General features: G+C 63.4%; 14 protein-coding genes. 5 read left to right on the forward strand and 9 right to left on the reverse strand.

What is annotated here, in order from left to right:
- Nucleotides 1-30 precede the first annotated feature (30 nt).
- From ACN9MO_RS26910 to ACN9MO_RS26920, 3 genes are read left to right on the forward strand one after another with little or no spacing between them, the layout of a single operon-like run.
- A complete protein-coding gene (locus tag ACN9MO_RS26910; RefSeq protein WP_113479728.1) occupies nucleotides 31-1,062 on the forward strand; it encodes an aldo/keto reductase in 1,032 nt (343 codons plus the stop codon).
- Nucleotides 1,059-2,000 carry a carbohydrate ABC transporter permease gene (locus ACN9MO_RS26915; RefSeq protein WP_057255249.1) on the forward strand — a complete coding sequence of 314 codons (942 nt, stop codon included), beginning with the start codon at nucleotides 1,059-1,061 and terminating at the stop codon, nucleotides 1,998-2,000. The genes ACN9MO_RS26910 and ACN9MO_RS26915 overlap by 4 nt, the downstream gene beginning before the upstream one ends.
- Entirely contained in the window at nucleotides 1,997-2,812 is an 816-nt protein-coding gene (locus tag ACN9MO_RS26920; protein ID WP_057255248.1) for a carbohydrate ABC transporter permease, read from the forward strand. Before ACN9MO_RS26915 ends, ACN9MO_RS26920 begins: the two co-directional genes overlap by 4 nt.
- 14 nt (nucleotides 2,813-2,826) lie before the next feature.
- Here the strand turns inward: ACN9MO_RS26920 and ACN9MO_RS26925 are convergent, their stop codons facing one another.
- Both ACN9MO_RS26925 and ACN9MO_RS26930 read right to left on the reverse strand, forming a co-directional pair.
- Nucleotides 2,827-3,258 carry a CHRD domain-containing protein gene (locus ACN9MO_RS26925; protein WP_057255247.1) on the reverse strand — a complete coding sequence of 144 codons (432 nt, stop codon included), beginning with the start codon at nucleotides 3,256-3,258 and terminating at the stop codon, nucleotides 2,827-2,829.
- A 128-nt stretch (nucleotides 3,259-3,386) separates the two neighbouring features.
- Nucleotides 3,387-3,950, reverse strand: coding sequence for a TetR/AcrR family transcriptional regulator (locus tag ACN9MO_RS26930; RefSeq protein WP_057255246.1), 564 nt, complete (start codon nucleotides 3,948-3,950; stop codon nucleotides 3,387-3,389).
- A 142-nt stretch (nucleotides 3,951-4,092) separates the two neighbouring features.
- Here ACN9MO_RS26930 and ACN9MO_RS26935 point away from each other — a divergent pair, with 142 nt between their 5' ends.
- Nucleotides 4,093-5,295, forward strand: coding sequence for an MFS transporter (locus tag ACN9MO_RS26935; protein WP_057255245.1), 1,203 nt, complete (start codon nucleotides 4,093-4,095; stop codon nucleotides 5,293-5,295).
- A 47-nt stretch (nucleotides 5,296-5,342) separates the two neighbouring features.
- Here ACN9MO_RS26935 and ACN9MO_RS26940 read toward each other — a convergent pair whose 3' ends face one another.
- The 7 genes from ACN9MO_RS26940 to ACN9MO_RS26970 all read right to left on the reverse strand — a co-directional run bounded on the left by ACN9MO_RS26940 (nucleotide 5,343) and on the right by ACN9MO_RS26970 (nucleotide 10,686).
- The gene (locus ACN9MO_RS26940; RefSeq protein WP_113132555.1) at nucleotides 5,343-5,927 is read right to left on the reverse strand and encodes an isochorismatase family cysteine hydrolase; all 585 of its coding nucleotides are present in this window, start codon (nucleotides 5,925-5,927) and stop codon (nucleotides 5,343-5,345) included.
- A gap of 139 nt (nucleotides 5,928-6,066) precedes the next feature.
- A complete protein-coding gene (locus ACN9MO_RS26945; RefSeq protein ID WP_057255243.1) occupies nucleotides 6,067-6,450 on the reverse strand; it encodes a response regulator in 384 nt (127 codons plus the stop codon).
- Nucleotides 6,447-7,973, reverse strand: coding sequence for a sensor histidine kinase (locus ACN9MO_RS26950; RefSeq protein WP_057255242.1), 1,527 nt, complete (start codon nucleotides 7,971-7,973; stop codon nucleotides 6,447-6,449). Before ACN9MO_RS26950 ends, ACN9MO_RS26945 begins: the two co-directional genes overlap by 4 nt.
- Before the next feature lie 161 nt (nucleotides 7,974-8,134).
- On the reverse strand, nucleotides 8,135-8,371 hold the full coding sequence (locus ACN9MO_RS26955) for a hypothetical protein (RefSeq protein ID WP_218373021.1): 237 nt from the start codon (nucleotides 8,369-8,371) through the stop codon (nucleotides 8,135-8,137).
- Nucleotides 8,372-8,413: 42 nt separating this feature from the next.
- Nucleotides 8,414-8,743, reverse strand: a complete 330-nt coding sequence (locus ACN9MO_RS26960) for an ArsR/SmtB family transcription factor (RefSeq protein ID WP_425987157.1) — start codon at nucleotides 8,741-8,743, stop codon at nucleotides 8,414-8,416.
- Nucleotides 8,727-9,245: an SRPBCC family protein gene (locus ACN9MO_RS26965; RefSeq protein ID WP_057255240.1), complete on the reverse strand. Its 519-nt coding sequence runs from the start codon at nucleotides 9,243-9,245 to the stop codon at nucleotides 8,727-8,729. Before ACN9MO_RS26965 ends, ACN9MO_RS26960 begins: the two co-directional genes overlap by 17 nt.
- Before the next feature lie 109 nt (nucleotides 9,246-9,354).
- Entirely contained in the window at nucleotides 9,355-10,686 is a 1,332-nt protein-coding gene (locus tag ACN9MO_RS26970; RefSeq protein ID WP_113479729.1) for a PQQ-dependent sugar dehydrogenase, read from the reverse strand.
- A 289-nt stretch (nucleotides 10,687-10,975) separates the two neighbouring features.
- Here ACN9MO_RS26970 and ACN9MO_RS26975 point away from each other — a divergent pair, with 289 nt between their 5' ends.
- Nucleotides 10,976-11,869 carry a DMT family transporter gene (locus tag ACN9MO_RS26975; protein ID WP_113479730.1) on the forward strand — a complete coding sequence of 298 codons (894 nt, stop codon included), beginning with the start codon at nucleotides 10,976-10,978 and terminating at the stop codon, nucleotides 11,867-11,869.
- The last annotated feature ends 220 nt before the right edge of the window (nucleotides 11,870-12,089 follow it).

The following is a 12,089-nucleotide window of genomic DNA, read 5'->3' on the forward strand; positions in this document are numbered from 1 at the left end:
GCCCCCTCTTCTCTTTAGAGGTGAAAGATCATGACCACGGAAATCTTGCCGAAGCGCAAGCTCGGCCGTACCGGCTTCGACATCACTCCCGTCGGCTTCGGCGCCTGGGCGATCGGCGGCCCCGATTGGGGATGGGGCTGGGGAAGCCAGGACGACAGCCAGTCCATTGCAGCTATCCGTCATGCGGTCGAGCGCGGCATCAACTGGATCGACACGGCACCGGTCTACGGTCTCGGTCATTCCGAGGCGATCGTTCGTGAAGCGCTCTCGACGTTGCCGAAATCCGAGCGCCCGCTGATCTTCACCAAGGCCGGGCTGGTATGGGATCCGGACAATCGCAACGCCCTTCCGGCCCGCATCGGCAATGCCAAATCGCTGCGCCGCGAGGTGGAGGCTTCGCTGAAGCGGCTCGGCGTCGAGGTCATCGACCTTTACCAGATGCATTGGCCGACCAACGACGGCACACCGGTCGAAGACTATTGGGCAACCTTTGCCGACCTCAAGAAAGAGGGCAAGGTCCGGGCCATCGGTCTTTCGAACCACGACCGGGAACTGCTGGAGCGCGCTGCCACGGTCGCTCCCGTCGACGTGGTGCAGCCACCTTTTTCCGCGATCAAACGCAGGTTCGCCGAGAACGACCTGCCCTGGGTGCGCGCGCATGGCAGCGGCGTCATCGCCTATAGTCCGCTGCAGTCGGGCCTGCTTACTGGCGCTTTCACGCCGGCCCGCGCCCGGGCGCTTCCGACGAACGACTGGCGGTCGCGCGACGAGGAATTTTCCGGCGAGGCGCTCCACCGCAATCTCGCTTTCGCCGAGGGACTGAGGCCCATCGCCGCGCGGCACGAGACGACCATTGCCGCGATCGCTGCCGCCTGGGCGCTCTCCTGGCCCGGTGTGACCGGGGCGATCATTGGGGCACGTCAGCCAACGCATATCGACGGCTGGATCGAAGCGGCAACCGTCGCGCTCACGCCCGGTGACCTCGATGACATCGAGGACATGCTGGTTGCCACGCGGGCCGGCAGCGGGCCGACGCGGCCGGTTCTGGCAGAGGCGGCATGACCGCCTTCACCCTCGACGCTCTCGAGCCGGGCGCCGAGCGCCATTCCGCGCGACGAGGCATCCTTGCAGCGCGTCTCGGCCGCGCCTTGTGGATCGCTCCCGTCGTGTTCGCACTGGCCGTCACGACGCTCTACCCGACAGTCTTCCTGCTGGGGCTTGCCTTCAGCAAGAGCACGCTTGGAAAACCGTTTCGCGGCTTCGTCGGCGTCAAGCACTTCGCAACGGCGCTTCAGGATCCGATCTTCCTTTCGGCAATCGGCAGAAGCGTCGCCTACGCGCTGTCGACGTCGCTGCTGCAGCTCGCACTGGGTTTCCTGATCGCGCTGCTTTTCACGTCGCTGCTGAAAGGCGGCCGCTTCCTAATGAGCCTTGTGTTGCTGCCATTGATGACGCCGCCCGTCATGGTCGGGATCGCCTGGAAGCTGATCTTCGCGCCCGCAGGCGGGCTCTTGAACGGCGCATTAATCAACTACGGCGTGATCTCCCAGCCGATCTCTTTCCTCGGCCACCCCCTATTGGCCTGGTTGGCGATCGCCGTCGCCGATCTCTGGCAATGGACGCCCTTCATCGTCATCCTCTGCTTCGCAGCGCTTTCGACCATCCCGGAGGGTGTGCGGGAGGCTGCGCTCGTCGATGGCGCGAATGGCTGGCAGCGCTTCTGGCATATCACGCTGCCGCTCGTCGCCGCCCCGCTCTCGTCCATCTACCTCCTGAAGCTGATCCTCTCGTTCAAGCTGTTCGACCTGGTCTACATCCTCACCTTCGGCGGTCCGGGGTTTGCGACGACCTCGGCAGGATTTTCCATCTATCGCCGGGCGATAGAGCAGTTCGATGTCGGTCGGGCGGCCGCCGAGACGATCGTCTATGCGCTGGTCATCGGTCTGGCGACGCTGCCGGTCGTGCGCCTGCATCAGCGTTTCGAAAGGCGCGAACTATGAGGCGCGTCGGACACCATCTCTGGCTGGGTCTGGCAACGGCACCGATCGTCGGCTTTTTCGCCCTGCCCATCCTCTATCTGATCGCCGTTTCCCTGAAGACGAAGGACGACGTGCTGAACGGCTCGTTCTGGCCGACGGCGCCGACCCTTGCCAACTGGCCGGCGGCCTTCGAGGCGGCCAATGTCATCGGCTTCATCGTGAATTCCGTAACCGTGTCGCTGCTGGCGGGGCTGCTCACCATCGCGCTCACGCTGCCGTCGGCCTACGCGGTCCTGCGGTTGAAGATCGGTGGCCAATGGCTTTCGGACGTGACGCTCTCGAGCTACATGGCGCCGCCGATCGTCGCACTCATCCCGCTGTTCTTCCTGCTGAGGACGAGCGGCCTGCTCGACACGCGCGCCGGCCTGGTTCTGATCTACGGGCTTGCCAACGTGCCCGTCGCCTTCTGGCTGCTGACACCGTTCCTGCGCCGGATGCCGCTCGAGATCGAGCAGGCGGCCGCCATCGACGGAGCGGGGCCGCTGCGCATTCTGCTGCAGATCGTGGTGCCGATCATTGCGCCCGGCATCGTGGCGACCTTCATCATCGTCACGGTGCTCGCCTACAACGAGTTCCTCTTCGCCTCGGCCTTCACCTTCTCCGATGCCACGCGAACGCTGCCGGTCGGCATTTCTCTTTTCCAGGGCGACAGGCTGGTGAATTTCGGCCAGATGGCCGCAGCCTCGCTCGCGGGCATCGCCCCGGTCTACCTGATCGCGCTGTTCATGCAGCGCTATCTGGTCAGCGGACTGGCCCATGGCGCAGTGAAGTAGAAGACCGCCAGCGTCTACTGTGCCTTCTCCACCTGGCCGCGAATCTCGCCGTCGGGGAATTTCGCCGTGTGGATGTTGAGGTACCACTTTCCGCCTTGCAGATCTGCGAGCTGCTGATCGGTAAGCTCGGCAGAACCAGATTTCATCGAGGTCGAGATGTCGACGACCGGATCGGCATTTTCGCCCGCGGCTGCCGGACCGTGGAAATGGGCGGCGGTCGCATCCCCCGACAGGCCATCGGCGGTCACCGTCCAGGTCACCTTCTTCGTCGTCGTATCGAGGGTGATCTCGCCTGTGCCCTTGCCCGCGCTTTCGTTCGGCGGCACCTCACCCGATCCCGTCATGTCCGCCTTGAACTTCAGGGTTTCGGCCGAAACGCCGCCGGCGGCCAAGATCACAATAGTCGCAAGGCCAGCCAGAAGGGAACTCTTGTGGAACGGTCTCATCTCGCATCCTCCAGAACAGGTGTTGAGCAGGCGTTCCAACCCCGGGAACGGGTTTAGGTTCCGGTTGCGGGATCCTCACCAGACCTACGCGGGATGCGGGTGTTATGCTTCTTGGAAGCAACTACGCCTCAAGGCGCCGGCTTTGATGCCAGCGATGCCGTCACCAGACGCTCGACATGCGCCGCGTCCGGCGCACCGCCGAAGAGGATCCGGTACATGATCGGCGCGACGACGCCGTCCATGACGGCCTCGACATCCGTAAAGACTTCACCACGCTCCTCGGCGCGTTCGGCGATCACTTCGATCTGCTGCCTGGTGAAGTTGCAGCACTGGTAGGCACCGCTGCCATCCTGCGCCGCAAGCACGTCACGGATCATTTCGCGACCCGGCCCCGAGGACATTTCCTCGGCATATTGCTCGGCCCAGGCCATCAGATCACTGCCAAAACTTCCGGTGTCGACCGGCACCATGTCGGGACGCAGCCGCTCGACCGCGACGTCGGCGAGCAATTCCTGCAGGTCGCCCCAGCGGCGATAGATGGTCGAAGGCGTGACGCCCGCTTCCGCTGCGATCAGCGGAACTGTGACCTCGGTGCGCTCGAGCGTCGCCAGCAAGGTCTGCACGGCCTTGTGAACCGATGCCTGAACCCGGGCGCTTCGTCCGCCCGGCCGCGGGCTTTCCTTTGTCGCCATTCGCTCCAACCCCGTCTTTCTTCGGCCGTGCGGCCGATGCTTCAGAAATTCTCACAACAACATAAAAGCAAATTATTTGCTTTTAGCGCGAAGCATACCTAAATCTGCGAAACGCAACGATTTAGCTTTAAGGGTTATATAGATGTCTTCATCCTCCGAATCCAGAGAGAGCACTCGCGCGGCAAATCCCATTGCCTTCTACGCCGTCACGCTCGCGACATTCTTCGGCGCCTCCTCGGCCCCAACCCCGCTTTACCGCTTCTACCAGGAGAACTTCGCCGCCAGCCCGGTGGAGATGACCGTTATTTTCGCGGTCTATGCCTTCGCACTTCTCGTGGCATTGCTGATCGCCGGTTCGATCTCGGATCATCTCGGGCGCAAGCCGGTGATTTTCGCAGCGCTGCTCGTCGAGATGGCAGCGATGGCTCTGTTCGTCCTTGCCGACGGAACCGGCTGGCTGATCGCAGCACGCATCGTGCAGGGTCTTGCGACCGGCGTTGCCGGCGCTTCGATCGGCGCGGCGCTCGTCGATGTCGATCACGTCAGGGGACAGCTGGTCAACTCGCTCGCACCTTTGATCGGCCTGGCGGTCGGGGCGCTCGGCACCAGCGCGCTGATCCAGTACGGCCCCCTTCCGCTGCATCTCATCTATGTGCTGCTGTTCGTCGGCTTCATAGTCCAGGCGGCGGCGATCTGGCTGATCCCTGAAACCGGCGCGCGTCGTCCCGGAGCGCTGTCCTCGCTCATGCCGCGGATCGCCGTTCCGCAGCGCGCCAAGCGGCCGCTGGCGCTCGTCACCCCCGTAAATATCGCGAACTGGGCGCTTGGGGGTTTTTACCTCTCACTCGTCCCCTCGCTTGTCGCCGCCACCACGGGAAGCAAGAACCCGCTCACCGGAGGCGCCGTGGTCGCGGCGCTGATGGCCGCCGGCGCGTTGGGCGTCTTCCTTCGCCGCGCCCGCAACCCCAAGGCAAACCTGACCTTCGGTGTCTTGAGCACGACATTCGGCATGCTGACCGTGGTCGCCGGAACCCATCTCGCCTATGTGCCCATCCTGATCGTCGGCACGCTTCTCACCGGTATGGGTTTCGGCACGAGCTTCCTCGCCACGCTCGGCTCGGTCATGCCGCTGGCAAAAGCCGAGGAGCGCGCCGGGCTGCTGTCTACCATCTACATCCAGAGCTATCTGGCGTTCAGCCTGCCGGCAATTCTGGCCGGCTTCCTGGCGAAGGCGGTGGGCTACCAGCTTACGACCGACATCTATGCGGCAGCGATCATCGGTGTCGGGCTCATGGGGCTGATGGCCAGCCGGGCATCGCCAGAGAGGGAACCAAGCATGGCTTGAAGGGCGGCGAACAGGGTGGCGCGCAAAGGTTCCCGAATGGGCCGCGCCTAAGCCCGCGCCTGCGCAAGCCACTCATCGGTCGTTGCGATCTCCAGCTGAACCGAAAAGCGATTGCCGAGAAGCTCGAGCGCGGCATTGTGCGTCTGATCGACCGAGCTGCAGACCGCATCCTTCAACAGGATCACCCGGTAGCCAAGATCGATCGCTCCGAACGCGGTCGCCAGGACGCAGACATCCGTCTCACCGCCGGTCACCACGATCGTTCCGATATCCTGGTGAGCGAGCAGGCTTTCCAGCTTGCCGCTTAACCAGGGGGAATAGGTGCGCTTGTCGAGAACACGGGCGGGCGGCACCAGACGCTGCAAGGGAGGAAGGAGATTGATCAGGCCCGGATCGAGCCGTGTCGCGGTCATCATCGGCCATTTTTCATAGTAGGGCCGCCACATGCCCGGCATTTCCGCCGGCGAATGTGGCGGGACGAACCGGGTGAAAATGGTGCGATCCGGAAAGCGGCTAGCGACCTCCACCACCTGGTCGGAGATCGTCGCCATCCAATCCACCTGCCACGGCGTCTCCTCGTTGAACATTCGCTGCATGTCGACGCAAATATGAATCCAGCGTTCCGCGTTCATGATCACAATCCACCCGACACATTGGGCCACCCAACGCATTTGGGTCCAACGAACAAACTCCGCGGGATGAAATGCGGTTCCTCATCCCGGCTGTACGCAATCGGTGCTGGTGTCAGCAACCGGGTACGACCCGGGCCCGTCACGCGCGGTTGCCTCCGAAAAGCGTCTTGAGCGTCTCCACCAGCACCGCACTCGCGAAGGGCTTGGAAAGGATCGGGGCCGCATGGTGCGTGCCGTTCAGGGCCGTGTCGCCATAGCCGCTCAATATGAGAAACGGGATCGATCTTTCATCGCATGCGTCGGCGACCGGGAGCCCGCTGTGCCCCTGGAGATTCATGTCCAGCACGACGGCGTCGATTTTCGTCTCCTCCTGCAGCAACCCCAATGCCCGCCCGACGGTTGGCGCAGGACCAATCACTTCGCCGCCGGCATCGACCAAGGTGTCCTCGATCGACATGGCCACCAGCATCTCGTCTTCGACGACAAGTATCCGGCGTCCCGTCAATATCCCAGACATGGTCATTCCCCCTTGTCGTCCATGCCGGCACGCTCACCGTCGACGAAGTCCATCGCGATCGTGCAGGTGACACCTTCCGGCTCGAACCGGAGATCGACGGGGTGTCCCAGTTCGTTGGCGAGGCCGCGGTTGAGAACGCGCAGCCCGAAACCCTGCCGCTGAGGGGGCGATGCCAGTGGTCCTCCGCGCTCTTCCCACCGGACCGTGCACACGTCTCTACATTGCCATGACAGCGCAACACGGCCACCGGGGCTCGATAGAGAACCGTATTTGATCGCATTGGTCAGCAATTCGTTGAACGCCATCGAAAGCGGCAGGGCCTGTTTCGGGCTGATGCGGATCGCAGGCCCGTGGAGAGCCACGCGCCCGTCTTCGATCCAGGCTGCGAGAACCGCCCGGGCGATGTCGTTCAGGTACACCGCCTGCCATGCCTCGCGGGTCAGCAGGTCGTGTGCCCCGGCAAGAGCAAGCAGTCGGCCGTTGAACGCTTCGGCAAAGGCTTCCGGCTTATCGGCACTCTTCAACGTCTGTTCGGCAAGGGACTGCACGGTTGCAAGCGTGTTCTTCACACGATGGTTGAGCTCACCGATCAGCAGCTTCTGGCGCTTTTGTGCTCTGCGCTCCTCGGTTCGATCCCTGAAGATCTTGAGATAGCGATCCGGTCCGCTCTCCTCGACGGGAAGCATGACGCCGGAGCCCCAGAAACGGGATCCATCCTCGCGATAGTGCCAGCGTTCGTTGGTCGCGCGCCCCTCCTCGCGCGCCGTTCGCATCTCCTGCTCGGGGACATCCGATGCTCGGTCCTGCGGGCTGAAGAAAATGTCACCCGGCTGACCGAGGATCTCGGTGTCGCGATAGCCGAGCAGCCGTTCGGCGCCACTGTTCCAGCTTGCGATCCGTCCGGCACCGTCGAGCGTGATGATCGCATACTCGCTGGCGCTGTCGAGGATGATCCGCAGCCGCTCGTTGCTGCGGCGAAGTCCCTCCTCGGCACGCTGGTGCGCCTCCTCGGTCCGTCTGCGCTCGATGCTGAAGCCCAGTTGCCGAGCGATCGTCAGGGAGAGGACGGCCTCCTCCTCCGTGAAGACATGCACGACTTCGCGATAGGTCATGAACTTTCCAATGACCACGCCGTTGGCGGTCAAGGGAATGAAGGCGAGCGCGCGAATCCCCTCGCCCCTTATGGTGTCCTTGAGCGCCTGAGGCTCTTCGGCAAGCTCTATGTCGCTGACGAAAATCGGGGTGGCTTCGCGGTCACCGGGCCTCCACGGTGAGTGACCGTCGACCGCCCGGCGATAGCCTTCGGAGAGCCCGCGTGAAGCGACGAAACGCATCACCCCCGCAGAGTCGAAAAGTAGGATGGAGGCGCGGCGGCAGCGCAAGGCTCGCTCGATCGCATCGAACGTGGCATCGAAAATGTCGGCCAGCGAATTGGCACGATAGAGCGCATCCGTGAACTGAAACAGAGCCGCCAGTTCATCCGCCTTCTTGATCCAGGAGCTATCGACGCCGGACGAACTCTGCCTCATGTCTGCACTCCGGGTCCCGGCCAGCGATCTACGGGGACCACCGCTAAAGACTGCGATCACGAATCCGCTTGTGAAATTGGTCCCACGCCCGGTGACCAAAAGGAGACAACTGTAGCGGGGCGTTTCGATTTCAAGCCTGCTGGAGCAGTCGATTGGACCGATCACGGGCAAGTGCGGGGAGCGACCGGGTGGGGGCTCTCGACCTTGATCGGCGCGATATAGGCTTCGCGAACCGAGGCAAGGCGCTCGCCGCGCGTGTCGGCAGGCGGTCCGTCGGCGAAAAAGCATCCACGGCTAAGGCCGTCGGCAACCATCGAATTGCAGCCGCAGTGCTGTTTCTTCGCAGCGACGCGTCCGATTGGATCACCGGCCAGGTCACCCAGGTTGCCGGCGGGCACGCACTTTGCTCCGAGCGGCCCAGCGCGGTTGGGTGTCTCGCGTCAGGGCGCCTCGACAAGCGACTTGAGCCGGCCAAGCGCCTTGTCCCAACCCTCAGCGATTGCCGTCAGGAACGCGCGCGCCTCTTCGAGACGGCGCGGATCGACCGCGTAGAGGACCTTCTTGCCGTGACGCTCGTGCACCACCAGCCTAGCCGCTACCAACACCTGCAGGTGCTTCACGATCGCCTGCCGGGTGATCGCCTGCCCCTCGGACAGCGCGGTTGCCGTCAGGGCACCGGCAGCCAAAAGCCGCGTGATCAGCGCAAGGCGGGTCGTATCGCCCAGGGCGGCGAAGACGCCCGCCAGTTCTCGCTCAGGCGTGTTCGACATGGCGCTTGATGTTTTCAATCTGGGCGCTCCAGCCACCGTCATTCATGAGAAATGCGCGCTTGCGCCGATGCGCCGGCACGCCTTCGAAGCCGGATTCCGTGACGGTCAGCCGTGTGTCCCCGGCAACGGCTTCCAGCCGGAATTCCACGAGTGTCGTCGGTTCCCGCGCGGGATCGCATTCGGCATCGAGGCCATAGGGTATCCAGCGAAAACTGAAAAGCCGCGGCGCATCCATTTCCTCGACGGTGCAAAAAACGGCATTCGGCTCGGGCTGGCGGATCGGTGTCGGCTCGATCCCGATCGAAGCCTGATATTTCGCAATGTCTTCCGCTTTGAACTCTCCCTTAAAAGAGCCGGCTATCGCCCGCCCCGGAGCAAAAGGCTCGTTCAGCTTTACGCCGAACCACTGCCCGAATTCCGAGACATCGGTTATCGCCCGCCAGACGCGCTCGATGGGCGCGCGCAACAGGATTGCCTTCTCGATACGATCGAACGAGCTCATGACGCTTTCCTTTCGTGCAACGATTTGGTTGCAAGTATAGGGATCACAGACAGATGCGCAACCAAATAGTTGCACAAATGCCCCAGTGCCCCCTAAGCCGCGAGATCGCTCACCGCATGGGGGCGACCCGCCACACCTTGTTGCCGGCATCGTCGGCAACAAGCAGCGCGCCATCACGGGCGATTGCGACGCCGACCGGACGGCCGAGCGCCTTGCCGTCGTCGGTCAGGAAACCCGTCAGGATATCCCGCGGCGGGCCGGAAGGCTTGCCGTTGCTGAAAGGCACGAAGATGACCTTGTAGCCGCTGCGCGGGATCCGGTTCCACGAGCCATGCTGGCCTACGAAGGCGCCATTCTTCATCTCCGGGCCGAACAGGTCGCCGGTGTTGAAGGTCAGGCCGAGCGAGGCGGTGTGGGGGCCGAGCGCATAGTCCGGCTTGATCGCGCGCGCCACCAGTTCGGGTTTCTGCGGCTTCACCCGCTCGTCGACATGCTGCCCGTACCAGCTATAGGGCCAGCCGTAGAAGGCGCCGTCCTTGACCGAGGTCATGTAATCGGGAACGAGATCGGGCCCGAGTTCGTCGCGCTCGTTGACGGCAACCCATAGCTCACCGCTATCCGGCTGCCATGAGAGGCCGTTGGGATTGCGAAGTCCGGATGCAAACGGCCGCATCTGCCGGGTGGAAAGGTCGATCTCGTGCACCGCGGCGCGTCCCCTTTCCTCCTCCATGCCGTTTTCGCCGACGTTGGAATTGGAGCCGACCGTGACGTAAAGCTTGGTCCCGTCCGGGCTGGCGATGACGTCCTTCGTCCAGTGATGGTTGCGGCCCGCGGGTAGGTCGACAATCTTCTCTGCGGGCGCCGTAATCTCGGTCGCGCCTTCCTGATAGGGAAAGGCCACGATCGCATCGGCATTGGCTACGTAGAGCTTACCGTCGAGCAATGTCATACCGAACGGTGAATTGAGCCCGGTGATGAAGGGCGTTTTCGTTTCCGCCACGCCGTCACCGTCCGCGTCGCGCAACAACGATATGCGATTGGCGCTCTTACTTCGGGCGCCGGCCCTGCCCTGGATGAGCTGAGCAGCAAAGGCCCGCACCGAAAAGCCGGGGTCGGGTTGGGGTGGCGCATTGCTTTCTGCGACCAGCACATCGCCATGCGGCAGCACGTGCAGCCAGCGGGGATGATCGAAGCCGCCCGCAAATTCCTTGGCGGCAAGGCCCGGCGCGGCCGATGGCATCATGCCTGCAGGCCAGGGCGTGGCTTCCGCGACAGCGACGGATGGCACGAGCTCCACCTTTGGTTCGACCAGGACCGGATCGGGACCGTCGGTCTTTTCAATCGGCACCGTAGCCTCCCGTCGCGACAGATAGCCGAGGCTCAGGCCGCCCGCGGCCGCGAGCGCTCCGAAGACCAGAAGGGCAATCAGGAGCTTTTTCATGGCGGATTCCTTTGATGTCCAACCTAACGGCAGCCGGCTTCAGGCGTTCCAATCGCCTGGCGAAAAGTGCTGAAAAATTCATTCGGAATCAACGTCGGCGCGTGGGCCCTTGGACATATCGCCTGTGGGCACAAGACGACCATGATGAGCGCTGTTGCACCGTCTGCCGCCCGGCACGAAGCGCCCTGTTGATGCGGCTGAAAAAGCGCTGGACGAATGCCGTTCGCTCAAGCTTTAACGGAGGCCGAGGAGAGCTCCTTCGGGGCCGCAGTCTACCGATCGGAATATCATGCCAATTCATGAACTCGCCGCGCTGGGGGCCGCGACCTGCTGGGCCCTGACGGGGTTGATCTCGGCCGGACCGGCCGGCCACCTCGGCGCACCCGCCTTCAACCGCCTTCGGCAGATCTTCGTCACGGGACTTCTGGCAATCTATGTGCTCGCCACCGGGGCGTGGCGTGGGCTGGATGCGACAAGCCTCACGCCGCTGCTTTTGTCCGGCTTGATCGGCATTTTCATCGGCGACACGCTGCTCTTTGCCGCGCTCAACCGGCTCGGTCCGCGCCGCTCCGGCATCCTCTTCGCCCTCAACGCGCCGATCACCGCCTTGCTCGGCTGGCTGGTGCTTGGCGAAGCGCTGTCACCAACCGCGATTGGAGGCATCGCGCTGACGGCCACCGGCGTGTTCCTCGCCATTCTCTTCGGCAAGCGCCGGGCGCAGATGCACGAATGGGAAAAGGTCAAGGGGCCGCTTTGGATCGGCGTCCTGCTCGGTCTTGGCGCCGCCACCGGCCAGGCGATCGGCTCGATCATCGTACGACCGGTCATGGCCGCCGGCATCGATCCTTTTGTCGCCTCCATGCTGCGTGTCGGCATTGCCGCCTTCTGCCTGAGCATCCTGATCCAGCTGCCCATTCCATCGGTCAAGCCGAGGGCGCCGCTGACCTTGAAGGTTGCCGCAATGACCGCGCTGACCGGGGTCCTCGCTCTTGGCATGGGGATGACGCTGCTGCTCTTCGCGCTCTCGGGCGGCAAGGTGGGCATCGTATCGACTTTGTCCGCGACCTCGCCGGTCATGATCCTGCCGATGCTGTGGCTGAGGACGGGCGAACGGCCTGCCGCCGGCGCCTGGGCCGGTGCTGCCCTCGTCGTCCTCGGCATGGCGCTGATCTTCATTCGCTGACACCAAGTCATGGCGTGGCTCACTAGCCGGTCAGTGCGAGGTGACCGCCCCTCGCGCGATCGGCGGATTCTTCGATACCGAGCTTCGCATTCGCGGAACACGCCGGTACAACAACAATCAAGCAATTGATTTAATTAATTCCAGTTCATCGCCCGATGTGACATCGCCGAAAAGCAAGCCGTGGAAGTCGTTTCGGTGCTGAGGAAGCTCCTGCTGCTTT

This window comes from Ensifer sp. R-19 (genome assembly GCF_049905105.1).
Lineage (GTDB): Bacteria > Pseudomonadota > Alphaproteobacteria > Rhizobiales > Rhizobiaceae > Ensifer.